Source organism: Pseudomonas sp. PDM09 (genome assembly GCF_014852305.1).
In the GTDB taxonomy this organism is placed as follows: domain Bacteria; phylum Pseudomonadota; class Gammaproteobacteria; order Pseudomonadales; family Pseudomonadaceae; genus Aquipseudomonas.
This window is the reverse complement of sequence record NZ_JACVBI010000001.1, coordinates 361,331-383,552: the sequence shown is the minus strand read 5'-3', so window position 1 is coordinate 383,552 and position 22,222 is coordinate 361,331. Positions and strand designations below refer to the sequence as shown.

The window sequence follows — 22,222 nt, the reverse complement described above, 5'->3', positions numbered from 1 at the left end:
AGAATATCACGCCTCGGCCAGCCTGCGCGCCCGAAAGGACTCATCAGTCTAGACGGGACGGGGTCCGCGACCGGCGTCTTTGCTCAAACGATCCAGCACAAACGCCTTGGCGTTGCGCGTCATTTGGTCAAGATGCCGGTCGCGCTGCTTCTCTGCATCGATCATCGCCCGCTTGCCGTGTTTGTGCAGCAGATACGTATGTATCTGCCGCACCTCCAGAGAACTGTAGATAGATGTGACATCCAGTAAGCCCATCAAGCCTTCGGTGCCGTGATCACGGGTGTTCATCAGCACCTGAGTGCCACGCACGCCCAGCACCTGGAAGCCCATCGACTCGAACCAGGGCACCTTGGCGACGGTGCAGGTCAGTTCGGCATGCGGGTAGCGATCGAGCATGTCTTGCAGCATCGCCCGGGCGACACCCCGCCGCCGGTGGCTGGCCTGCACCGCCATGTACGCCACGCCGCACGCCTCGGGGTCGTCCTTGACCGGCAGGTACAGTAAAAATCCGATGACCTGCTCAGGGTCTTCATCGTCCGTGGCGACGATCAGCTCGACCGCAATGCCTTTGGCACCGCTGAGCGCTTCGAGGTAGAGATGAACCTCGTAGCCCACCGCGTATTGATAGACGTTGTACAACGGGTTGCTCGGCGCGATGCCCACCATGCTGATGTCGGTCAGGTTGTCGACGACCATCTGCAGAATCTGGCTGTTGATGGGCTCTGGGCATGGGGTGGCAAAGTGGGTGAGCTGGGGCATTGCGTTTTAGACTCCGGGTTAAGCCCGCCATTGTCACAGATCGAGCCCTCGCAGGAAAATCAACGCTCGGGCGCGACAATGCGGAAGCGGATGTTGATGTCGTTGGAGACAACATTGTCCGCCCACTCCCCTTCGCCGATCTTGAAGTCCCTGCGTTTCACAATGATGTCGCCATCGAAGATGCCAATGGCCTTCTCCGGCTTCAGCAATACCTTGACCTGCAACTCACGCGTCATGCCCCTGAGCGTGAGGTTGCCGGTGATCAAGTAGCGATGGTCGCCCAGCGCTTTTACCCCGGTTGATTCAAAGGTCGCCACCGGATACTCCGCCGTGTTGAACCAGGCAGGCTTTTGCAGCTCGCTGTTGGCGTCGCTGCCCCCGGCGTCGATGCTGGCAAGGTCGATGGTCATCTTGGCGTGGGCCGCGGTGGGGTTCGCCGTGTCGAAATCGATTGTGGCGTCGAATTTGCCGAAGGTGCCATACGCCCTGGAGCCGAACTGGTTATAGGTGAAAGAGATCTTGCTGGCGGTGGTGTTCACCTGGGTGTATTCGACGGCGTGGGCGCAGGGCAACGTGCCGACCAGGAGAATGGCGAGCAATGCGGCGAAACGCGGGAATCGAGGGGGCATGGGATTCTCCGGTTGAAGCGCCCTTCAGGGATTGAAGTACCGCACCGACGTGGCTGCGATAGCTGGACTTAAGCAAATAATCGTTGGTTACGCTAGGTCCGGGGATAAATGCGATCTGTAGCAGCTGTCGATTGGAAGTCCTCGGTGTAGAGAACTTCCCTGATTTCTTTAGATGATAACGCCACCAACCCGAAGGATCAGGCACCCGGATGGGTATGGTAGATCTTGCTGACGATGGTCCACTTGCCTTCTACCTTCAGCAGGTTGAAGAAGTCGGTGAAGCGGAACCCCGAGACGTTGTCGGTATCGACCCGCGCACTGGCCGCCGTGCCGACGATGTCGATGCGCACGATGGCGGCTTTGGCTTCCGGGGATGGGCGGAACGCGGTGTCGATGACGTCGTAGAGATTCTGGATCGCGCCGCCGACGAGTTTGTCGCCATCGACGCCGAACATCGTGGCCTGCTCGTTGAAGGCGGGCTTCATCAGTGCGCTGTCGGCCTTGGCGCCACCTTCGTTGTACTGGTTAAGCACATCGACAATCGCGTTGTATTCCTGAACGTAAGTAAGATTGCTCATTGCATGACTCCTGATAAGTAACGGGTGTGGAACCTGTGGGAGCGGGCTTGCTCGCGAAAGCGGACTGACAGTCGACATGGATGTTGAATGTTATGACGCCTTCGCGAGCAAGCCCGCTCCCACAGGGATTGCGTTTAACTGACTGGCATTGCTAGGTTTTCTGCACCACCCGAGCTACACCTGAAGGCTCAATGCTGACCTTTTCCCACTTGGCGATGACCAAGGGGGCAATCGCATTGCCCAGCACGTTCAGGGTGGTGGTACCGCTGTCGATAATCCGGAAGATGCCGGCAATCAGTGCGACCCCTTCCAATGGAAGACCGGCAGATGCCAAGGTGGCGGACAGGATGATGATGGCGAATCCGGGAACCCCGGCGGCCCCTTTGGAGGTCAGCACCATCGTCACCACCAGCAGTATCTGCTGGGACAGCGACAGGTCGATCCCATAGAGTTGCGCGACAAAAATCGTCGCCACGCCGAGGAAGATCGACGCGCCATCCAGGTTGAATGCATACCCCACCGGCACCACGAAACTGACGATACGGCGCGGCACGCCATAGTGTTCCAGCTTGCTCATTAGCTGCGGCATGACCGATGCCGAGGCGGCGCTGGAGAACGCCAGAATCAGCTCATTACGGAAATACTTGATCAGTTTGAAAATATTCTCGCCAATCAGGTAGCAAATGCCGCCCAGCACCACCAGCGCAAAGACAATCAGGGCCAGGTAAACCACACCGATCAACTTGAGCAAAGGCAACAGTGAGGCAAAACCGAAGGTCGCCACAGTAGCGCCGATCATGCCGAACACCCCGATCGGTGCATAAGCCATGACAATACTGACGACCTTGAACATCGCATCAGAGATGCCTTGAACCACCGCCACTACCGGTGCGCTTTTTTCTCTGGGGAGCGAGTTCAATGCCAGGCCAAACAACACGGCGAAGAACAGTACCGAGAGCAACTTCGCTTCCGACATCGCGACAAAAACGTTATCGGGAACGATGTTTTGCAGGATGACAAGAGCGCCCTTCGAAGGCTCCATATTGACCGAAGCGGTGCTGTGGGAAATGCCCGAAATATCAGTACCCGTGCCGGGTTCGAAAATATTGGCGAAACACAACCCCATCACAATGGCCAGGCCGGTAATCGCGAAGAAATACCCCAGCGACTTGACGCCCATGCGCCCAAAAGACTTGTTATCACCGCCGCCGGCAATCCCCAGGATCATGCAGCAGAACACAATGGGAACAACGACCATCTTCATCATCTTGATGAAGATATCGCCAAGGGGTTTGAGGATTTCAGAACTGATCCACCCTTGATACTGCGGGTGTGTATTGAAGTACCAACCGACGAGCACGCCAAGCAACAGCCCGGCAACTATTTGCCAAACCAAAGGGATACGTTTCATGTCTAGCCTTCTTGTTGGAATGAAAGGACTGCGTTACGTAGCAGTTGCTAGAGTCATGAGCTTCCAGCTCATTTGAATTCGAATGGCACAACAAGGTTGTGCCATTACTTCTATTACTTGGCGAAGAGCTGGCTCATATCCTTGAACGCCTTGAACTCAAGTGCGTTGCCACACGGATCGAACAGGAACATGGTGGCTTGTTCACCGACCTGCCCCTTGAATCGAATGTAGGGTTCAATCACAAACTCGGTACCAAAGGACTTCAGGCGCTCGGCCAGGGCTTCCCACTGCTGCCACTCCAGGATGATGCCGAAGTGCGGAACGGGGACGTCGTGCCCGTCTACCGGATTGCTATGCACGCTCTCCTGAGAAGCAGTCTTTGGGTGCTCATGAATAACCAGTTGGTGACCGTAGAAATCAAAGTCGACCCACTGCGTGCTGGAGCGACCCTCTTGCAGCCCGAACACTTCACCGTAAAAGGTGCGTGCCGCCGCGAGGTCATAAACAGGGATCGCCAGGTGAAAAGGAGAAAGGCTCATCGGAATTCCAATCAAGGTGTTTTTATCGGTTTTGTTTTTGAGAACGGAGCCAATCGTAGAGCCGCAGAACAAACAAAAAAATCAATATATATTTCTTAGAAACACAATTAATATTTGTGAATGATCAAAGAACTGAAAACACTTATCGCCGTCGCACGGGAAGGCACCTTTGCCGCTGCCGGCAACAGGATCGGGCTGACGCAGGCCGCCGTGAGCGCCCAGATGCAACGTCTGGAGGCCGAGCTGGGTTTCCAGATTTTCGACCGCAAGGGCCGCTCGGCCCACCTGAATAGAATGGGGCACCAGATACTTCTGCAGGCGCAGGAGCTGCTTCGCCTTTATGACAATCTGGGCTCCACCACGGTTGGGCTGCCGGCCAGCGTGCTGGTGAACATTGGCGCCATCGCTTCCGTGCAGCGTTCGTTCTTGCCGGATGCGCTCGCCAGATTTCACCAACAATGTCCGCAATGCCGAACCCGTGTGATCCCGGGTCTGTCGATGGAGTTGGTCAACCTGGTGGATGCCGGCGAGATCGACATGGCGGTGATCATTCGCCCGCCCTTCTCGCTGCAAAGCGATCTGCGCTGGACGACTCTGGCACTTGAGCCCTATCGGCTGATCGTTCCGCGCGATGTGCCCGGAGAAGACTGGTCGGCACTGCTTTCCAGCCACCCCTTCATTCGCTATGACCGGTCATCGTTCGGCGGCAGGCAGGTCGATCGTTTCTTGCGGCAGATGCATTTCACCTTGCGTGAAGTGTGCGAGCTGGATGAACTGGAGGCCATTATCAAGCTGGTCGAAAACGGCGTCGGTGTAGCGCTGGTGCCGCAGACGGCGACCCATCAGGACTGGCCGGCCGGGGTGCGAGTGCTGGACTTGGGGCAACACACCTTCCATCGTGATATCGGCCTCGTCCATCGGGCTCGGCAAAGTTTTACCGAGCCGGTACGGGCATTGGCCCAACTTATTAGTGAGCAGGTTCAGAGCGGCGCTTGAATCAAATCTTCACAGCCCCTTTCCGACTACGAATAAGCCCCAATCATCCACTTCACTTTTTCCAGCGCCTCGCGCAGTGCACCCATTTCCACGGAGCCCAGCGCCAGGCGAAACGCATGCGGGACGTTGGCCGAAGTGGCGAACGGTTCGGCGGTGGAAACCGACACATTTTCACGCATCAACGCCATGGCGATCTGATCGGCTCTTGCGTCTTCCGACAACGGCAGCCAAAGAAAATACGACGAGGGATGGCGAATGCAGCGCAGCCCCGCCAGTACCTCGCCGGCCACGACTTGCCTCGCTTGCGCGTCCTGGCGCTTCTCGGCTTCCAGTTGCATGACGGTGCCGTCGTCGAGCCATGCAGTGGCGATTGCCGTCATCACGCCTGGGGTATTCCAGGTGGTCGCTTTGACCGTGCGCTCCAGCGCGGGCACGTGTTGAAGGGGGGCGACGACGAAGCCGACGCGCAGTCCGGTGGCCACGCTCTTGGAGAGGCCTGATACGTACACCGTTCTCTCAGGGGCGAGGTCCGCCAACGGCGCGGGAGGATTTTCCGCCAGGAAGGCATAAGCGGCGTCCTCGATGATCAATAGCCCATGACGGCGCGCAATCGTCACCAGACAGTCGCGTTGATCGGCACTCATCACCCATCCCAGCGGATTGTGCAGAGTCGGCATCGTGTACACGGCCCGCACGCGTCTGTGCCGACACAGGCTTTCCAGCGCCTCCAGATCAGGGCCGTGATCGAGCACCGGAATGGGCACGATTTCAAGGTGCAGTGAGTCGGCCAGGGCCTTGAATCCTGAATAGGTCAAGGCATCCGCCGCAATCACGTCACCGGGTTGCAACAGCGCCATCATGGTCACGGCCAGCCCCTGCTGGGCACCGGTAACGATCAGCACCTGCTCCGCCTCAACCGCCAGGCCTCGGACGCGCAGATGGCGCGCCACCGAGGCGCGTTCATGCAGGCGCCCCGCGTGTGGCTGATAGCGCAGCAGCGATTCCAGATCGCCGGCCGATGCGAGCTGGCGCAGGGCATTTCGTAGCAGTTCTGCCTGCCCGGGAAGCGCCGGATAGTTGAAGTTCAGGTCCGTCATGCCGGCGGCAACGCTATGCTGGTCGATACTCTGGCCCGGTGACCACGAGGTTTCCCTCACAAAGGTACCCCGCCCCATTTCCCCGCTGACCAGGCCCATGGCTTCCAGCTCCGCGTAAACGCGGCTAGCCGTCACCAGCGCCAGGCCTTCCGTTGCCGCCAACTGACGGTGGGTCGGCAAGCGTGTGCCCGGCAACAGTCGTCCTGAGCGGATGTCCGCGGCAAATTCATCCACCAGTGATTTGTAGCGGGAACGAGGCATGCGCAAGTGTATCCATGACAATATTTTGATTGTACTGAGTTTCGTCCATAGGATGCCTCCCATGCAACCGGGATAAAGGGAGTCCTCAATGGAACGCACATCGAATCTGCAAACCCACACCACGGAAAAGACCGCGAGCGGCTGGCTCAACGGGTTCATCGGCGTGCTCATTTTCAGCGGCTCGCTGCCGGCGACACGGGTAGCCGTTCTGGAGTTTGACCCGGTCTTTTTGACGGTTGCCCGAGCCAGTATCGCTGCCCTTCTGGCGTTATGCATGCTGCTGCTCTTCAACGAAAAACGACCGGCCAAGAGTCAGCTTCTCTCCCTGGCAATCGTGGCCTTGGGCGTTGTATTGGGGTTTCCACTGCTGACGGCGCTGGCGCTGCAATATGTGACGTCTGCGCATTCCATCGTCTTCGTAGGCCTGTTGCCACTCGCCACGGCAGCCTTCGGCGTCTGGCGCGGTGGCGAGCGTCCCCGGCCGGTTTTCTGGTTCTTCTCAGTGTTGGGAAGCCTGCTGGTGGTGGGTTTTGCCGTTTCCCAAGGCCTGACCGCCTCTCCTGCGGGGGACATTCTGATGTTGCTGGCCATCCTCGCCTGCGGATTGGGCTATGCAGAAGGCGCGAAGCTTTCAAGAACACTGGGGGGCTGGCAGGTGATTTCCTGGGCCCTGGTGCTGTCGCTTCCCGTCATGGTGCCGCTGACCTGGTTCCTGGCCCCGCCTTCGCTCTCGGGAATCACCCCGACCGCATGGATCAGCCTGGCTTATGTCTCGCTGTTCAGCATGTTTCTCGGCTTCGTGTTCTGGTATCGCGGGCTGGCCCAGGGAGGGATTGCCGCCGTCGGTCAGCTTCAGCTGCTACAGCCGTTTTTTGGCCTGGCGCTGGCGGCCACGCTGCTGCATGAGCAGGTCAGCCTTGGCATGTTGGGTGTGACCGTGGCGGTGATCCTTTGCGTGGTCGGTGCGCGCAAGTTCTCGAAATAGACGGCTCGCCGTCAAAAACCGACTGTTGGTCGGTCTGGCGGCCGCAGGAATACTAACCTTTTAAGGTAAGGCCTGAATCTGTCGTGGTGGACCGGCCTCCGAGACGTTCCCGGCCCACCGCAGTGCTCGATAGGAGGAATGAAAAATGGCCAATTTCGAGAAGAAAATGCCGGTGCAGACCGACGACGAAAAAACCGATCAGCAACCAATGGCGACAGACCCTTGGCGGCCCCTGGAAAAACTGCGCCAGCAGGTCGATCACCTGTTCGAAGACTTCAATCGTGGCTCGGGGTTGACCCCTTTCCGGCGTGGGCTGTTCGATGTCGAACCGTTCTGGAGTCGGGAATTTATCGGCCGCAGCCTGCCTGCGGTGGACATTACCGAGAAGGATGAAAGCTTCGAAATCACCGCCGAACTGCCGGGCATGGATCAGGAAAATATCGACATCAAATTGTCCAATGGCAACCTGATCATCAAGGGTGAAAAGAAAGAGGACAAGGAAGAAAAAAGAAAGGGCTATCACTTGTCAGAGCGTCACTATGGCTCCTTCCAGCGGGCATTCAGCCTGCCCAAAGGCGTCGATGCCGACAAGATCGAAGCGAACTTCAGTAAAGGCGTGCTGAGCATTTCGCTGCCGAAGAAGCCCGAAGCCATGAACGCGGACAAAAAGGTGCAAATCAAATCAAGCTGAATCGCCCTTCGCGCGACAGAAAGCCCCTTGCCGGGAAACCGGCCAGGGGCTTTTTTGTGGTCTCGGCGATAATTTCACCCGTGGGCAACCTCAAGTACCTGACGGGTCTGGAGGCCCTGACCGGTCTGGTACTCATCACCTGGACGGCATCCTTTCTGTTTATCGAAATGCAGAAATACTGGAAGCGCAAATAAACCCGCCGCCCTTCCCTTGCACGGACCATTTGGCGTATGACAAGCATCAGACAGTGGTGGTCGACGCTGGACGACTACCGTGCAGATACCGCTCGAACCAGTCGCCAGCCAGCCTGGCGACTGTTTCAAGCGCGCCTGTTTCTTCAAAAAGATGCGTAGCGCCCGGCACGACTTCCAGACGTTTCTCACACCGCAAGGCATGACTGCTTTGCACATTCAGATTGATCACCACCGGATCTTGCTCACCAACAATCTGCAGGGTCGCAGCCTTCACGCGGGCCAGCGTCGCACCCGCAAGGTCGGTCCGCCCTCCTCGGCTCACCACGGCATGCACCACGTCCGCACGCTCGGCCGCTGCCCTTAGCGCTGCAGCGGCACCGGTGCTGGCGCCGAACAATCCGATCCGAAGCTCTTGCAGTTCGGCATCCTGGCCAATCCAGTCGATCACCTTCACCAGTCGTCTGGAAAGCAGTTCGATGTCGAAACGCAGCTCCCGGGTCTGATTATCCAGGTGTTGCTCCGGTTCCGTGAGCAGGTCGAACAGTAATGTGCCCAGCCCTCGCCGGGCCAGCGACTCGGCAACTTGTTGATTACGCGGGCTTGAACGAGTGCTGCCGCTGCCATGGACGAAGACCACCAGGCCGACAGCGTTCTTGGGCAGACGCAAGTCGGCAGACAGCGCCACATCCCCCAGGTCCAGCTTTCGATAGCGAGCTTCAATCATTTCAATCCTCTTCTCCAGCCTGTGGGCAGCTGACGTCTCCAATGAATTAGATTCAGCTCCTGAAGATTCGTTGCTGTCCACTGGTCCTCCCGGGCGCATGCCCCACACAGCCCTTACGCTATGATTCACTCATCGGCTCTGGACGGGAGACTGCCATGCCTGACCTGCCTGCGAGTCAGCGGTTGCGCTTGTACGACAGCGATGAACTCGATTGGGTGCTGCAGGCGATGGCGCGCCAGGCCGCGACCCTGTTGCCGCCCGCTCAAGCGGCATTGGTTGGCATACAGCGTCGCGGTGAGCCTCTGGCACAGCGTTTACAGCAACATCTGTCACGTCAGACCGGCCAGCCAGAGCTGCCTCTCTACCCGTTGAAGGTCAAGCGCTATGCCGATGACCTCAAGGTGCTGCATGCGCACACGGCACTGACCGAGAACCCGCTTCTCAACACCCTGGACCTTGCCAATACCACCCTGCTGGTTGTCGATGATGTGCTGTTTGAAGGCCATTCGCTCCTGCGCACCTGCGCGTACCTGGCACAACTCGGTGCTCGTCGGGTCTACACGGCAGTACTGGTCGACCGGCATGTCTGCCAGCAACCGATCCATGCCGATATTGTCGGCGTGCACCTGCAAGTGGCCGCCCATGACATCGTCGAATGCAACGTGCCGCCCTACGAAATGGAGTTTTGCATTGAAGTGCTGCGTCATGGCGCAGCGCTTCACCCGCGAGGGAGAAGCTGAAGCAGGCTATCTTTATTAAAGGGGGTCGGCCGCTGGTCTGCGCAAACAGGGTGTCATCTTTCAATGACTTTTCATCCCCTGGGCGCCGGAACAACCCTGAACGCACGGTCTCGGCCCATCGTAAACGCCCTGAGTGCCCACTCTGAGCCAAGGCCATGAAAAAGAACGACCAGTGGAACCTGTCCTACTTCGCGATCGCTTTTATCGTGCTGAGCCTCATGCAGATGTTCTTTGGCGAGCGTCAAGCCGTGCAGCCCCTGCCCTACAGCCAATTCCTGCAACTGTTGAACGAGCAAAAAGTCAGTGATTTGCGGGTCGACAAGGACCAGATCAGCGGCAAGTTGCAAGAGCCCATCGACGGACGCGAGCGGTTCTCCACCGTGCGGGTCGACCCGGCGCTGGCGACCGAACTGTCTCAATCGGGCGTCGGTTTTACCGGAACCGCCGAAAACACCTTTATGAACAGCCTGTTGGGCTGGTTGTTGCCGTTTATCCTGATCATGGTGTTCTGGAATTTCCTTTTTTTCGCGGGATGGCAGACAAACAAGGTCTTGGCGGGCTGATGAATGTCGGTAAGTCCCGGGCCAAGGTGTTTGTCGAACGTGACACCGGGGTCACCTTCGCCGATGTCGCGGGCATCGATGAAGCCAAGGCCGAGCTGGTGGAAATCGTCTCGTTTCTCAAGGACAGGGAGCGATACGCACGCCTGGGCGCGCACATTCCCAAAGGCACCTTGCTGGTCGGCCCGCCAGGCACCGGCAAGACCCTGGTGGCCAAAGCCATCGCAGGGGAAGCCGGTGTGCCGTTTTTCTCGATCTCCGGCTCCGAGTTCGTCGAGATGTTCGTCGGGGTCGGTGCGGCACGGGTCCGCGACCTGTTCGAGCAGGCCAGGCAGGCGGCGCCCTGCATCATCTTCATCGACGAACTCGACGCGCTGGGCAAGATGCGCGGCGTCGGTACGCTGGGCGGCAATGACGAAAAAGAACAGACCCTCAACCAGTTACTGGCCGAGCTGGACGGCTTCGATCCCCGTGAGGGCGTAGTGTTGCTGGCCGCGACCAACCGGCCGGAAGTCCTCGATCCGGCGTTGTTGCGGGCCGGGCGCTTCGACCGGCAGATTCTGATCGACCGCCCCGACCGCAAAGGTCGGGAGGCGATCCTCAAGGTTCATATGCAGAAAATCACCGTGGAGCCAGGGCTTGATGGCGCACGTATCGCCGAGATCACCACCGGTTTCACCGGCGCCGACCTGGCCAATCTGGTTAACGAAGCGGCCATCGTCGCCACTCGACGCGGTGCCGAAGCGGTCAGCCTGAACGATTTCACCGCGGCGGTAGAGCGTCTCATCGCGGGGCTCGAACGCAAGAGCAGCCTGCTCGATCCCGACGAGCGCCGAGTAGTGGCCTATCACGAAATGGGGCATGCTCTGGCCGCCAGCACCCTGCCGGCGATGGATCCGGTGCATAAAGTGTCGATCGTGCCCCGCGCCATCGGCTCGCTCGGCTATACCCTGCAACGACCGACCGAGGATCACTTCCTGATCAGTTGCCAGACCCTCAAGGACCGGATTGTCGTGCTGATGGCCGGGCGAGCCGCCGAGGACCTTGTCTATGGCCAGATCTCCACCGGGGCCGCCGATGATCTGGGCCGCGCGACTGATATCGCCCGCCAATTGATCACCCGGTTCGGCATGAGCGCCGAACTCGGACAATCGGTGCTGGAGCGGCAAAACGCAACGTATCTGGGAGACCGCATGGCCACGGTGGGCGAGAAGGATTATTCGGAACAGACCGCCCGGGAAATCGACCTGGGTATCCGCGCCCTGCTCGATGAAGCCTACCAACGGGCCAAGGCATTGCTGGAGAGTCGCCGGGCCGACCTGGATGAGGGGGCCCGCCTGTTGCTGGAAAAGGAAACCCTCACCCCCGAGGAATTCCCGCCGCTGATGCCACTCAAGCCTGCCCCGGCATTACCGAAACTGTGATAACCATCAAGCCCGGTTATCCGGCGCCGATGTCCATTGCCACTGCATCACTTCGGGCATGTCTTGCCCGTGTTCGATGAGGTAAAGCTTGTGTTTCTCCATCGTCGCCCAGTAGCGCGCCCGGGCGGTCTGGAGCTGATCATGCAGCCGGGGCACGCGCTCGATGACATCCAGTGCCAGCTGATACCGATCCAGGTTGTTGAGCACCGCCATGTCGAACGGTGTGGTGGTCGCCCCCTCGTCCTTGAAGCCGCGGACATGAAAGTTTTCGTGATTGGTGCGCTTGTACAGCAGTCGGTGGATCAGCGCGGGATAGCCGTGAAAGGCAAAAATCACGGGCCGGTCGACGGTGAACAGTTCATCGAATGCGTTGTCCGGCAAACCATGGGGATGGTGGTACGACGGTTGCAGCACCATCAGATCGACGACATTGATCACCCTCACCCGCAAATCCGGCACGTATTCGCGCAGCAAGGTGACCGCGGCCAGGGTTTCAAGGGTCGGCACGTCGCCGGCACAGGCCATGACCATGTCGGGATCGCTATCATCCTGGCAGGCCCAGTCCCACCGACGAGCCTTTTCCCGCTCATCGATTGCCCCCGTAAACGCCCGATTGAAGTTGCGATCCAAACTATCCTTTACCCACTATCAGGGGGCTACAAGCGATGCCCGAAACCCGGCCCTACCCACATCATTATCGGGTCATGCGCGCGATGGTTTTGCATGCCCCCGGCCAGCCGCTGCAACGGGAGGAGCGTGCCATCCCGATACCCGACGCACACCAACTGTTAATCAAAGTCCTGGCCTGTGGCGTGTGCCGCACCGACCTGCATCTGGTGGACGGTGAACTACCGCAAGCGGTGCTGCCGCGGGTGCCGGGCCATGAAATCGTCGGTGAAGTGACGGCGGTAGGTGCCAACGTCGCGCCCGACTGGGTCGGTAAGCGCGTCGGCGTTCCCTGGCTCGGCTGGACGTGCGGTGAGTGCACATTCTGCCGCTCGGACCGGGAGAACCTCTGCGATCGCGCCCGGTTCACCGGCTGTCACCTGGATGGCGGTTATGCCGAGTACACCGTTGCCTACGCCCATTTCTGTTTTCCCATCCCGGACGCGCTCTCGGCCGCCGAAGCCGCACCGCTGCTGTGTGCCGGGCTGATCGGTTTTCGCGCCTTGCAAATGGCCAAAGGGGCGCGTCATCTGGGTCTTTATGGCTTCGGCGCGGCGGCGCATCTGGCTATTCAGGTGGCACGGGGCCGGGGGCAGCAGGTGTATGCCTTTACCCGTCCGGGCGACAGCGAGGGCCAGGCCTATGCCCGAACCCTGGGCGCCAAATGGGCTGGCCCCTCGGATCAACCGCCGCCGCACCCGCTCGACGCCAGCCTGATCTTCGCCCCCGTCGGTGCGCTGGTGCCACTGGCGCTGGAGGCCACCGTCAAGGGTGGCTGTGTGATTTGCGCGGGCATTCACATGAGCGACATTCCCAGCTTCCCCTATCGCCTGCTGTGGGGCGAACGCAGTATCCGTTCAGTGGCAAACCTGACCCGCGAGGACGGCACGGCGTTTTTTGCAGAGCTGCGTCATACGCCCGTGCACAGCGATGTCACCTGTTTCGCCCTGGACGATGCCAATCAGGCACTGGCAAACCTGCGGGCCGGTCAGGTCAAAGGCGCGATTGTGCTCATCCCCTGATAGGCGATCTCTGTTTTTTTCAACGGTATCCGCCAACAACGCTAGGCTTACAAACAATGTGGTGATCATCGCCATTTTGCAGGGAGCGCAAAAATGGAAATCATTAACCCTTGGCAAAACCTCTCCCTCAGGATGGCCCAGGGAGGAATGCCGCAATGAAGCTTTCCAATCATTACAAATGGACTGCCTTGGGCGCCATTGCACTGACCCTTTTCAGCGTACTGATATTTTTGCTGATCAAATCCTTCTCGTACGATACGTCGACCTACTTCGAGTCGCGTGACTTCGTTCGCCAACTCAAGCAGTTCGATGCCAATTGGAATTTGAAGATTCTGAGAGCAAAAATCGGCATGAACAACAACCTGCTTCTGGTGGCGCACCCTGAAGCAGAGCAACGATGGGAGCAGCTCGACAACCTCAACGCTGCCAGCCCGCTTTCGCCCCTTTGGCAATCTCGACGCCAGGGTTATCTGGATGCGGTGGAAAACAAAACCCGCCTGGTTGAGCAATTCAAACAGCACAACACGGTGTTGCGAACTTCACTCGATGCCCTGCCTGAGCTGGAAGATGACATTCAGGCGCTGCGGGAAGGTTACAACGACAAACATCCGGCGAGGCATCTTGCGACGGCCGCACTGGTGCTCGATCTTACGTTGGACACCCTCGAATACGCCCTCTATGTCTCCACCAAAAGGGCCGAGGAAATCTCCGAACATCTGAAAAATCTAAATGAATATATCGATCAACTGCCGCCGGAACAGCGCCCGCCTTTCACTGCCTTTGTAGACGCCGTGAACGCAATCGTTCGAGAGCAGCCCATCGTCAATGACCTTCTTGATCGCATCAGTGTGATGCCAGTTGCACAGCAACTGGACAGCATCAACGAATTATTGAACGAGACACAACGGCGCACTGGCGCAACAGACCGCCAATATCATCTTTACCTGGGAATATGCGCCGGCATCATGGCGCTGCTGCTGTTGTACCTGGCCGCCCGCCTGATACGCAGTTATGCCGTAATCAACAAGATGAACAATGAGTTGCAAACGGCAAACGAGCGACTGGAACAACGCGTCGAAGAACGCACCCGCGAACTGCTGGAAGCCGAGCGCGAACTGGTCGATGCCGCGCGGATGGCCGGCATGGCGGAGATCGCGAGCAATGTGCTGCACAACGTCGGTAATGTGCTGAACAGCGTTAACGTCTCGGCAGATGTGATCACCCGCAAATTGGCGGTCAGCAAAACCCTGGGTCTGGGTAAAGCGGTAAACATGATGAACGAGCATGCCGAAGACCTGGGGCAGTTCATGACCTTCGATGAAAAAGGCAAACTGCTTCGCGGTTACCTCAATCAACTGGTCGACTCCATCGCGACCGAGCAATCGAGCATCGTTGACGAACTGTCACAACTCACCAAAAGCATCGATCACATCAAGGACATCGTTTCCACTCAACAGGCCTATGCCGGTGCCGCCAGGTTGGTCGAGCCGTTGAACGTCGTCGATCTGTTCGAGGATGCGTTACGCATGAATTCCGGCGCGTTAAGCCGGCACCATGTCGTCGTCACCAAGGACTACCAGGACACGCCGACGATCATCGGCGACAAACACCGACTGCTGTTGATCCTGATCAACCTGATCAGCAATGCCAAATATGCAATGTCCAAGGTCAGCGATCGTCAGCGCCATATGACGCTGGGCGTGAAGATTGTCGATAACGTAACGCTGCGCCTGAGCGTAGAAGATCAGGGTGAAGGGATCGCTGCCGAAAATATGACCCGCATCTTCAATCACGGCTTCACCACGCGCAAGGAAGGTCATGGTTTTGGCCTGCACAGTTGTGCGCTCGCGGCGGTAGAGATGAATGGGCACCTTCGCGTGCATAGCGATGGACCGGGCCACGGAGCGGTTTTTACCCTGGAGATACCGCTGGAGACAGCGCATGCATTGCCGACCACTGGAATGTCAGTTAGTTAAGCGCAGAACCTGTGGGAGCGGGCTTGCTCGCGAAAGCGGTATGTCAGGCGACATCAATGTTGACTGTGCCGTCGTCTTCGCGAGCAAGCCCGCTCCCACAGGGACTGCGCTTGATTCACTGGCATTAGTCGTCCCGCCAACACGACTACCCCACCAAGGCCATCAACTGTTGACGCTGCGCATCCGTGAGCATCGGGCCTGCACCTGCACCGGCGTTTTCCGCCATGTAGCGCGGGTTGCTGGTGCCGGGGATGACACACGTCACCGCCGGATGAGCCAGCAGGAACTTGAGCGCCAATTGCGCCCAGCTAATGACCCCCACTTGCGCGGCCCATCCCGGCAGCGGTTTGCCTTTCAATCGAGCGAGCAAACCGCCGCCGCCGAAAGGCCGATTGCAGATCACCGCCACACCTCGTTCGCGACACAGCGGCAGGATTCGTTTCTCGACGCCGCGGTCGTCCAGGGCGTAGTTGATCTGCAAAAAGTCCATCGGCTCGGCTTTCAATACGGCCTCCACTTCGTCATACGCCGACGCCGTGTAATGGGTGATGCCGATGTAGCGGATGCGCCCTTCTGCCTTCCATTGGCGCAGGGTGGGCAGGTGGGTTTTCCAGTCCAGCAGGTTGTGAATCTGCATCAGATCGATACGGTCGGTCTGCAACAGCTTGAACGACTGTTCCATCTGCGCGATGCCTTCTTCGCGACCCTGGGTCCAGACCTTGGTGGCCAGAAACGCAGGCGAACGAGGCCGATGGATCGACAGCAATTCACCGGTCGTCTGCTCGGCGCGACCATACATCGGCGAGCTGTCAATCACCGTGCCGCCCTTCTCGAACAACGCGATGAGCACGGCGGGCAGTTGCTTGTAGGCGGAGTCGGAAGGCGCGACATCAAAGCCACGATAGGTGCCCAACCCGACCATGGGTAACGGCTCGTTGCTGGAAGGAATGGCTCGGGTCAGCATGTTCTTGCCTCCTGTTTCCGTCGACGGCGCCGATGCGGCATAGGCCGGATCGAAGGTGAAGACCGCCGAAACACCGGCAGCCAGCGTGAGTATTTTTCTACGGCTGAAAACAATCATAGGCAAAGACCAGTCAGTAACACGCAACCCTGTGGGAGCGGGCTTGCTCGCGAAGACGGCGCCACAGTCAACATTGATGCTGCCTGACACACCGCTTTCGCGAGCAAGCCCGCTCCCACAGGGATTGCGCTTGATTGACTGGCATTGGGCACCTCTCCTGTACAGCTGAATTTGCTGAACTACACTTTGCGGCACTCAAGCAATAGCTGTCTCAAGGCCCAAAGCAGTCAATGTCGTCCACTAAACTTAGTCGAATGTCGCGACCCCTGATGTCTCTCTTCGCTTTCATTGCAATTGCGTACCTGGTGCTCTGCGCGGCGCTGTTCGTATTTCAGCGCGCCCTGATCTACTACCCGCAACCACGCGCCATCGATGCGCCCGAAACGCTGCTGACACTGCAAGTCGCCGATGCACAGGTGCTGGTGACCGTCAGGCCGCACGACGGCCCAAAGGCGTTGATCTACTTCGGTGGTAATGCCGAGGACGTTTCCCGCAGCCTGCCCGGGTTCTCGCAGGCCTTTGCGGATCATGCGATCTACTTGCTGCATTACCGAGGCTACGGTGGCAGTTCCGGGTCGCCGTCCGAGGAGGCGATTCAGCAAGATGCCATGACCTTGTTCGACATGGTCTACAACACCCATCCCACTATCGCCGTGGTCGGGCGCAGCCTGGGTTCGGGCGTCGCCGTGCGCCTCGCCAGCCAACGCCCGGCCTCTCGGCTGATTCTGATCACGCCCTACAACAGCCTTGAAGACCTCGCCGCCCGCCAGTTCCGTTGGTTCCCGGTGAAGTGGCTGCTTCAGGACAGGTTCGAATCCTGGAAATACGCCGCTCACATCACCGTACCGACACTGTTGATTGCCGCCGAGCACGACGAAGTCATACCGCGCTCAAGCACGGACCAGCTCTACACCCATTTCGCCAAGGGCGTGGCCTCGCTGCAAGTGATACCGGACACGGGCCACAATTCGATCTCCGAAAGCCCCCTATACCTGAAGATGCTGGGTGCAGGGCTGTGAGGTCAGCGCATCAGGAGACAGTCACAAAATCGACATGAATGCTTAACGTTTTTTTTACAACCCAGCAGGCACGTTATGCGTGGCTGCGGGTGCTGCGGCTCATGATGAGCATCGCGCGGGCCTTTGATAAAACAATGGAGCAAGGCATGGAGCCAACGGTGGTATCGACCCAAACACATACGCTGATCAGCACGCACTCAGGGGTGAATGTCATGCAAAGGCCTCCTTTGCGCACGGCGGGGATTGGTCGCGCACAGGCGCGGGCCTCATGACGGTTCTGGTCACGGGCGCCGCCGGTTTCATCGGGTATCACACCGTCAAGCGATTGTGTCAGGAAGGCCTTGAAGTGGTCGGCATCGACAATCTCAACGACTACTACAGCGTGGAACTCAAACATGCACGGCTCAAGGCGTTGGAATCCTTGCCGGGCTTTCGTTTCCAGACTCTGGACATCGTCGACAAACCGGCCTTGATGGCGTTGTTCGAAAAACATGCTTTCACCGAGGTTGTGCACTTGGCCGCCCAGGCGGGCGTTCGCTATTCGCTGGACAACCCGGACGTCTATGCACAGTCGAATCTGGCGGGTTTTCTCAATGTGCTGGAAGCCTGTCGGCATCACCGCCCCGCGCATCTGATCTATGCCTCGAGCAGCTCGGTGTATGGCACCAACCGCAAAATGCCGTTCAGTGTCGAAGACGCCGTCGATCATCCCATTTCGCTGTATGCAGCCACTAAACGAGCCAATGAACTGTTGGCGCACAGCTACTGCCACCTCTATGGCCTGAAGGCCAGCGGCCTGCGCTTTTTTACCGTTTACGGGCCTTGGGGGCGCCCCGACATGGCGCTGTTCAAGTTTACCGAGGCGATCATCAAAGGCTTGCCGATCGACCTCTATAACCATGGCCAGATGTCGCGCGACTTCACCTACGTCGACGACATCGTCGAAAGCATCGCTCGCCTACGCCCAAAACCACCGGTGCCGAACGGGTCAGAGGTTGGCGTAAACCGAATCTTCAACATAGGCCGCGGCCAGCCAGTGCCGCTGCTGGAATTCGTCGATTGCCTGGAAGCGGCATTGGGCATCAAGGCCCAACGCAACTTCATGCCGCTACAGGCGGGCGATGTGGTCAAGACCTGGGCCGATATTTCGGCACTGGCCGAGTGGGTCGACTTCCGCCCTCAGGTGACCGTTGAAACAGGCGTTGCGGAATTTGTGAAGTGGTATCGCCACTTCTATCAGATATGAAACGTGAGCCCTTGATAATAAAAGACCAAGGCGCAAGGGGGACTCTATGAGCCAAGATATTTTTGTATCTGTATTGATTCCAGCAAAAAACGAAGCAAACAACCTCAAACCTTTACTTGAGGAAATCCGCACTGCGTTGGCCGATGAGGCTTACGAAATCATTGTCGTGGACGACGGCAGTACCGATTCCACCTTGCATGAACTACGACAGATGAAAAACAACGGTCTGAGCACGTTGCGCATCCTGCGTCATGAGCGTTCGCTGGGGCAAAGCACCTCGCTCTACCATGCGGCGCTCAATGCCCGGGGCCAATGGCTGGCGACACTCGATGGCGACGGTCAAAACGACCCCGCGGACATCCCCGGGATGTTGGCGCTGGTGCGCGGTGAACAGGGTCTGGTCGACGTTCAATTGGTGGCCGGGCATAGGGTCAATCGCCGCGATACCGCCAGCAAGCGCTGGGCCTCGCGTTTCGCCAACGGCCTGCGCAGCCACCTGCTCAAGGACGCCACGCCGGACACCGGCTGCGGGCTGAAGCTGATCGAGCGCGCGGCGTTTCTGCGTTTGCCGTACTTCGACCATATGCATCGGTTCATTCCTGCGCTGATCCAGCGTCACAACGGCCGCATGATCGTCCATCCGGTCAACCACCGGCCCCGCACAGCCGGGGTGTCCAAATACGGCAACATCGACCGTGCCCTGGTGGGCATTCTCGACCTGTTCGGCGTTTGGTGGCTGATCAAGCGCACACGGCTGAATACCAATGCACAGGAGATCGAAGGATGAACCTCTCCCGCGAAACCCTATGGCTGGTGATCGGCTTCGGTGGCCAGGTCGCCTTTACCGGTCGCTTCGTCTTGCAGTGGCTGTACAGCGAATACAAGAAACGCAGCGTGATCCCGGTGAGCTTCTGGTACCTGAGCATCGTCGGCAGCACCCTGCTGTTCGCCTACGCCATTTATCGGCAAGACCCGGTCTTCATTGTCGGCCAGGCCTTTGGCTCCATCGTCTATTTGCGCAACTTGCAATTGATTGCCCGCAGCAGACATTTAAAGGACTGAGCCATGCGCAAAACCCTGTCGCCCGGGATCGAATGCCTGGGCCTGATGCTGCTCGCCTTGCTGTTGATCGGCGCCGGGCTGGGGCTGCGTCAACCGCAGAATGTGGACGAGGAACGCTTCCTCGGCGTGGCCCTGGAAATGTTGCACAACGGCGCGTGGTTCATCCCCCACCGCGCTGCGGAGATATACGGCGATAAACCGCCGATCTTTATGTGGACGGTGGCGTTCTTCGCGTGGCTCACCGGCCTGCCTGCCCTCGCCCTCTATATTCCGGGGCTTTTGTCGGCCACGACGGTCACGGCCGTGGTCTACGATCTGGGCCGCAGGCTATGGAATCAGCGCATCGGTCGGACGGCGGCGCTCTTGTACCTGGCCACCTATCAGACCTACAGCATCCTGCGAACCGGGCAGATCGACAGCCTGTTGATTCTGTTCACGTCGCTGGGCCTGTACGGGCTGGCACGGCATCTGCTGCTTGGGCCGGCGTGGCGTTGGTTCTATGTGGGCTGCGCCGCCATGGGCATAGGCGTGATCACCAAAGGGGTCGGTTTCGTCCCGGTCCTGATGCTGATTCCGTATGCCTACGCGGTGCGCAAAAACTGGTCCGGTGTGGTGGCCATGCCGGGCGAAGCGCGCAAGTGGTTCCTGGGCTTTTTGGTTGCGCTCGGCGCCATCGCCATCTGGCTGCTGCCCTTGGCGCTTTCCATTGTGCTCAATGGCACTGCAGATGAAATCGCCTACGCGCGAGAAATCCTGCTGCGCCAGACCGCAGCACGCTATGCCGCCGCCTGGGATCACCGCGAACCGTTCTGGTATTTCTTCGTCAACGTGATCCCGCAATACTGGCTGCCGTTGGTGCTGGCCCTGCCTTGGCTGGTGCCGGCCTGGCGCCGGCAACTGCGCAAACACGACGGTCGAGTGCTGGTGCTGCTGGGCTGGGTCGTGCTGGTGGTGTTGTTCTTCTGCCTGAGCAGCGGCAAGCGCAAGTTGTACATCTATCCGGCGCTGCCAGGGCTGGTGCTGGTGGCCGCGCCGCTGATTCCATGGCTGCTCAAGCGCTGGTTCGGCAAACGCCCGCGCGGTCGGCGAATATTCCAGGCGCTGGTGGTGACCTGGTTTGTTCTGTGGTTCGCCCGCGGTTTCGTCGAGCCGATCAAGGAAGGTCCCAACCCCCATGAAGCGATTATGGCGCAGGCGGCAACCATGACCCACGGCGCTGACCTGGTGCTGGTCAACTGGCGCGAGGGCCACTGGTTATTCGCCCGGCAGCCGATCGTGCATTTCGGCGTTAGAAACTCCTCGGTCGAACAAGCGGCACAGTGGCTGCGCGACCACCGTGAGGCGTACGCCCTGGTGCCGGACGGAGTGTTGAGCCAGTGTTTCAATCCTGAAGCCGCCCATGCGCTGGGCGAAACGTCTCGTGCGCAGTGGTCGATCGTAGGCGCCGATGCCGATAACGGCCGCTGCCATCCCGGGCAGCCACTCAAGGTCTATCGCTTCAGCTGGGACAAGGAAAAGTCATGAGCAAGGCATGGAAGTCGGGAATATTTTTCATTGTTGTATTGCTTGGCGCCTACGCGGTTTCTGCACATTTTATGGTCCACCGGCAACTGTATGCGCACTGGCAAAACCTCTGGCATGGCAATCAGGCGCCGGACAAAAACATCTGGCTGCCGGACTATAAAGCCGTGATCCAGGCCAAGCCTATTGCGAGCGTCACCGATTTGTCCGGCATCACCTATGACCCGGACCGGGATCGTCTGTTGGGGATCACCAATAGTTCTTCCATGGCGATTGTCACGCTGAGCCGTAACGGCGATCTGCTTGAACGTTATCCGCTGATCGGGTTCCAGGACACGGAAGGCATTGCTTACTTGGGTAAGGGGCGAGTGGTGATCGCCGATGAAGTGTTGCAGCGACTGTACGTCGTCACTTTGCCGAGTACCCCTGGCCCTATCCATGCGCAAAACGCACCGTTTCTCGCCATCGAGATCAACCTGAGCGAACACAACAAGGGCTTTGAAGGCGTGACATATGATCCGGTCAATGATCGCGTCTTCGCGATCAAGGAACGCGACCCGCGGCAGCTGTATTCGGTCACGGGCATGCTCGCGTCCATCGACGGCTCGTGGCAGGTCCGCATCAAGGACTTGACGAACTGGATCGACCGCAGCGTCTTCGGCATGGACCTTTCCGAGGGTTACTACGATCCTCGGACCGGTCACTTGCTGCTGCTGAGCGAGCAGTCCTCCAACCTGACCGAACTCGATCAGGACGGAATTTTCGTCAGCATCCGCTCCTTGCTCGGTTTGACGGATGACCTCGAAAAAACCATACCGCAAGCCGAAGGCATGACCATGGACGCCGATGGCGAGCTTTACATTGTGAGCGAGCCCAATCTGTTTTATCGGTTCAGTAAATCGAAGGCTGCTGTGGCGCATTAATGGGTTTTGTGTGGGATGGGCCGGCCTCTTCGCGAGCAAGCCCGCTCCCACATTTGATCTGCGGCGATCGCAAAAACGGGTTCACAGCAGATCCCCTGTGGGAGCGGGCTTGCTCGCG

21 protein-coding genes and 3 pseudogenes are annotated in these 22,222 nt (G+C 58.8%); 14 read left to right on the top strand and 10 right to left on the bottom strand.

Annotation, left to right across the window (positions count from 1 at the left end; translation table 11 throughout):
* Window positions 1-48: 48 nt before the first annotated feature.
* From IB250_RS01735 to IB250_RS01715, 5 genes are all read right to left on the bottom strand, one after another.
* Window positions 49-759 carry a GNAT family N-acetyltransferase gene (locus tag IB250_RS01735; RefSeq protein WP_192342709.1) on the bottom strand — a complete coding sequence of 237 codons (711 nt, stop codon included), beginning with the start codon at window positions 757-759 and terminating at the stop codon, window positions 49-51.
* Between the two features lie 59 nt (window positions 760-818).
* Window positions 819-1,388, bottom strand: a complete 570-nt coding sequence (locus IB250_RS01730; protein WP_123494033.1) for a YceI family protein — start codon at window positions 1,386-1,388, stop codon at window positions 819-821.
* 197 nt (window positions 1,389-1,585) lie between these two features.
* The gene (locus IB250_RS01725; RefSeq protein WP_192342708.1) at window positions 1,586-1,966 is read right to left on the bottom strand and encodes a nuclear transport factor 2 family protein; all 381 of its coding nucleotides are present in this window, start codon (window positions 1,964-1,966) and stop codon (window positions 1,586-1,588) included.
* 151 nt (window positions 1,967-2,117) lie between these two features.
* Entirely contained in the window at window positions 2,118-3,377 is a 1,260-nt protein-coding gene (locus IB250_RS01720) for a cation:dicarboxylate symporter family transporter (protein ID WP_008013631.1), read from the bottom strand.
* Between the two features lie 113 nt (window positions 3,378-3,490).
* The gene (locus IB250_RS01715; RefSeq protein ID WP_008013629.1) at window positions 3,491-3,916 is read right to left on the bottom strand and encodes a VOC family protein; all 426 of its coding nucleotides are present in this window, start codon (window positions 3,914-3,916) and stop codon (window positions 3,491-3,493) included.
* Between the two features lie 120 nt (window positions 3,917-4,036).
* On the opposite strand from IB250_RS01715, the gene IB250_RS01710 reads away from it, so the two are divergent.
* Window positions 4,037-4,912 carry a LysR substrate-binding domain-containing protein gene (locus IB250_RS01710; RefSeq protein WP_192342707.1) on the top strand — a complete coding sequence of 292 codons (876 nt, stop codon included), beginning with the start codon at window positions 4,037-4,039 and terminating at the stop codon, window positions 4,910-4,912.
* A gap of 26 nt (window positions 4,913-4,938) precedes the next feature.
* Here IB250_RS01710 and IB250_RS01705 read toward each other — a convergent pair whose 3' ends face one another.
* Window positions 4,939-6,270 (bottom strand): PLP-dependent aminotransferase family protein, encoded by a 1,332-nt coding sequence (locus IB250_RS01705; RefSeq protein ID WP_192342706.1) that lies wholly within the window; start codon window positions 6,268-6,270, stop codon window positions 4,939-4,941.
* An 88-nt stretch (window positions 6,271-6,358) separates the two neighbouring features.
* On the opposite strand from IB250_RS01705, the gene IB250_RS01700 reads away from it, so the two are divergent.
* From IB250_RS01700 to IB250_RS01690, 3 genes and pseudogenes are all read left to right on the top strand, one after another.
* Window positions 6,359-7,255 (top strand): DMT family transporter, encoded by an 897-nt coding sequence (locus IB250_RS01700; protein WP_192342705.1) that lies wholly within the window; start codon window positions 6,359-6,361, stop codon window positions 7,253-7,255.
* Between the two features lie 145 nt (window positions 7,256-7,400).
* Window positions 7,401-7,946, top strand: a complete 546-nt coding sequence (locus IB250_RS01695) for an Hsp20/alpha crystallin family protein (protein WP_192342704.1) — start codon at window positions 7,401-7,403, stop codon at window positions 7,944-7,946.
* Between the two features lie 71 nt (window positions 7,947-8,017).
* Window positions 8,018-8,140: pseudogene (locus IB250_RS01690) on the top strand (two pore domain potassium channel family protein); the annotation flags it as partial.
* Between the two features lie 46 nt (window positions 8,141-8,186).
* Here the strand turns inward: IB250_RS01690 and IB250_RS01685 are convergent.
* Entirely contained in the window at window positions 8,187-8,864 is a 678-nt protein-coding gene (locus IB250_RS01685) for a dienelactone hydrolase family protein (RefSeq protein WP_192342703.1), read from the bottom strand.
* A 155-nt stretch (window positions 8,865-9,019) separates the two neighbouring features.
* Between IB250_RS01685 and IB250_RS01680 the strand changes: the two genes are divergently transcribed.
* The gene (locus tag IB250_RS01680) at window positions 9,020-9,604 is read left to right on the top strand and encodes a phosphoribosyltransferase family protein (protein ID WP_192342702.1); all 585 of its coding nucleotides are present in this window, start codon (window positions 9,020-9,022) and stop codon (window positions 9,602-9,604) included.
* Window positions 9,605-9,759: 155 nt separating this feature from the next.
* A pseudogene (gene ftsH, locus IB250_RS01675) lies at window positions 9,760-11,588 on the top strand (ATP-dependent zinc metalloprotease FtsH).
* 6 nt (window positions 11,589-11,594) lie between these two features.
* On the opposite strand, the pseudogene IB250_RS01670 reads toward ftsH, so the two are convergent.
* Window positions 11,595-12,158, bottom strand: a pseudogene (locus IB250_RS01670) (phosphoketolase); the annotation flags it as partial.
* A gap of 134 nt (window positions 12,159-12,292) precedes the next feature.
* Here IB250_RS01670 and IB250_RS01665 point away from each other — a divergent pair.
* Window positions 12,293-13,276 (top strand): zinc-dependent alcohol dehydrogenase family protein, encoded by a 984-nt coding sequence (locus IB250_RS01665; RefSeq protein WP_192343194.1) that lies wholly within the window; start codon window positions 12,293-12,295, stop codon window positions 13,274-13,276.
* 155 nt (window positions 13,277-13,431) lie between these two features.
* Window positions 13,432-15,252 carry a DAHL domain-containing protein gene (locus IB250_RS01660; protein ID WP_192342701.1) on the top strand — a complete coding sequence of 607 codons (1,821 nt, stop codon included), beginning with the start codon at window positions 13,432-13,434 and terminating at the stop codon, window positions 15,250-15,252.
* Window positions 15,253-15,397: 145 nt separating this feature from the next.
* On the opposite strand, the gene IB250_RS01655 is transcribed toward IB250_RS01660, so the two are convergent.
* Window positions 15,398-16,216, bottom strand: a complete 819-nt coding sequence (locus IB250_RS01655; protein ID WP_192343193.1) for an aldo/keto reductase — start codon at window positions 16,214-16,216, stop codon at window positions 15,398-15,400.
* A gap of 347 nt (window positions 16,217-16,563) precedes the next feature.
* Between IB250_RS01655 and IB250_RS01650 the strand changes: the two genes are divergently transcribed.
* A complete protein-coding gene (locus IB250_RS01650) occupies window positions 16,564-17,352 on the top strand; it encodes an alpha/beta hydrolase (protein WP_192342700.1) in 789 nt (262 codons plus the stop codon).
* Window positions 17,353-17,425: 73 nt separating this feature from the next.
* Here IB250_RS01650 and IB250_RS01645 read toward each other — a convergent pair whose 3' ends face one another.
* Entirely contained in the window at window positions 17,426-17,566 is a 141-nt protein-coding gene (locus IB250_RS01645) for a hypothetical protein (protein ID WP_192342699.1), read from the bottom strand.
* Window positions 17,567-17,620: 54 nt separating this feature from the next.
* Between IB250_RS01645 and IB250_RS01640 the strand changes: the two genes are divergently transcribed.
* From IB250_RS01640 to IB250_RS01620, 5 genes are read left to right on the top strand one after another with little or no spacing between them, the layout of a single operon-like run.
* Window positions 17,621-18,598, top strand: coding sequence for an NAD-dependent epimerase (locus IB250_RS01640; RefSeq protein ID WP_192342698.1), 978 nt, complete (start codon window positions 17,621-17,623; stop codon window positions 18,596-18,598).
* A gap of 46 nt (window positions 18,599-18,644) precedes the next feature.
* Window positions 18,645-19,385, top strand: coding sequence for a glycosyltransferase family 2 protein (locus IB250_RS01635; protein WP_192342697.1), 741 nt, complete (start codon window positions 18,645-18,647; stop codon window positions 19,383-19,385).
* Window positions 19,382-19,660: a lipid-A-disaccharide synthase N-terminal domain-containing protein gene (locus tag IB250_RS01630; RefSeq protein ID WP_123722127.1), complete on the top strand. Its 279-nt coding sequence runs from the start codon at window positions 19,382-19,384 to the stop codon at window positions 19,658-19,660. The genes IB250_RS01635 and IB250_RS01630 overlap by 4 nt, the downstream gene beginning before the upstream one ends.
* Before the next feature lie 3 nt (window positions 19,661-19,663).
* Window positions 19,664-21,184 carry an ArnT family glycosyltransferase gene (locus IB250_RS01625; RefSeq protein WP_192342696.1) on the top strand — a complete coding sequence of 507 codons (1,521 nt, stop codon included), beginning with the start codon at window positions 19,664-19,666 and terminating at the stop codon, window positions 21,182-21,184.
* Window positions 21,181-22,104 (top strand): SdiA-regulated domain-containing protein, encoded by a 924-nt coding sequence (locus IB250_RS01620; RefSeq protein ID WP_192342695.1) that lies wholly within the window; start codon window positions 21,181-21,183, stop codon window positions 22,102-22,104. Before IB250_RS01625 ends, IB250_RS01620 begins: the two co-directional genes overlap by 4 nt.
* The last annotated feature ends 118 nt before the right edge of the window (window positions 22,105-22,222 follow it).

Excerpts from the sequence above, each read along its gene's own strand:
- IB250_RS01735 (WP_192342709.1), bottom strand. The coding sequence starts at position 759 with ATGCCCCAGCTCACCCACTTTGCCACCCCATGCCCAGAGCCCATCAAC.
- IB250_RS01730 (WP_123494033.1), bottom strand. The coding sequence starts at position 1,388 with ATGCCCCCTCGATTCCCGCGTTTCGCCGCATTGCTCGCCATTCTCCTG.
- IB250_RS01725 (WP_192342708.1), bottom strand. The coding sequence starts at position 1,966 with ATGAGCAATCTTACTTACGTTCAGGAATACAACGCGATTGTCGATGTG.
- IB250_RS01720 (WP_008013631.1), bottom strand. The coding sequence starts at position 3,377 with ATGAAACGTATCCCTTTGGTTTGGCAAATAGTTGCCGGGCTGTTGCTT.
- IB250_RS01715 (WP_008013629.1), bottom strand. The coding sequence starts at position 3,916 with ATGAGCCTTTCTCCTTTTCACCTGGCGATCCCTGTTTATGACCTCGCG.
- IB250_RS01710 (WP_192342707.1), top strand. The coding sequence starts at position 4,037 with ATGATCAAAGAACTGAAAACACTTATCGCCGTCGCACGGGAAGGCACC.
- IB250_RS01705 (WP_192342706.1), bottom strand. The coding sequence starts at position 6,270 with ATGCCTCGTTCCCGCTACAAATCACTGGTGGATGAATTTGCCGCGGAC.
- IB250_RS01700 (WP_192342705.1), top strand. The coding sequence starts at position 6,359 with ATGGAACGCACATCGAATCTGCAAACCCACACCACGGAAAAGACCGCG.
- IB250_RS01695 (WP_192342704.1), top strand. The coding sequence starts at position 7,401 with ATGGCCAATTTCGAGAAGAAAATGCCGGTGCAGACCGACGACGAAAAA.
- IB250_RS01685 (WP_192342703.1), bottom strand. The coding sequence starts at position 8,864 with ATGATTGAAGCTCGCTATCGAAAGCTGGACCTGGGGGATGTGGCGCTG.
- IB250_RS01680 (WP_192342702.1), top strand. The coding sequence starts at position 9,020 with ATGCCTGACCTGCCTGCGAGTCAGCGGTTGCGCTTGTACGACAGCGAT.
- IB250_RS01665 (WP_192343194.1), top strand. The coding sequence starts at position 12,293 with ATGCGCGCGATGGTTTTGCATGCCCCCGGCCAGCCGCTGCAACGGGAG.
- IB250_RS01660 (WP_192342701.1), top strand. The coding sequence starts at position 13,432 with ATGAAGCTTTCCAATCATTACAAATGGACTGCCTTGGGCGCCATTGCA.
- IB250_RS01655 (WP_192343193.1), bottom strand. The coding sequence starts at position 16,216 with ATGCTGACCCGAGCCATTCCTTCCAGCAACGAGCCGTTACCCATGGTC.
- IB250_RS01650 (WP_192342700.1), top strand. The coding sequence starts at position 16,564 with ATGTCGTCCACTAAACTTAGTCGAATGTCGCGACCCCTGATGTCTCTC.
- IB250_RS01645 (WP_192342699.1), bottom strand. The coding sequence starts at position 17,566 with ATGACATTCACCCCTGAGTGCGTGCTGATCAGCGTATGTGTTTGGGTC.
- IB250_RS01640 (WP_192342698.1), top strand. The coding sequence starts at position 17,621 with ATGACGGTTCTGGTCACGGGCGCCGCCGGTTTCATCGGGTATCACACC.
- IB250_RS01635 (WP_192342697.1), top strand. The coding sequence starts at position 18,645 with ATGAGCCAAGATATTTTTGTATCTGTATTGATTCCAGCAAAAAACGAA.
- IB250_RS01630 (WP_123722127.1), top strand. The coding sequence starts at position 19,382 with ATGAACCTCTCCCGCGAAACCCTATGGCTGGTGATCGGCTTCGGTGGC.
- IB250_RS01625 (WP_192342696.1), top strand. The coding sequence starts at position 19,664 with ATGCGCAAAACCCTGTCGCCCGGGATCGAATGCCTGGGCCTGATGCTG.
- IB250_RS01620 (WP_192342695.1), top strand. The coding sequence starts at position 21,181 with ATGAGCAAGGCATGGAAGTCGGGAATATTTTTCATTGTTGTATTGCTT.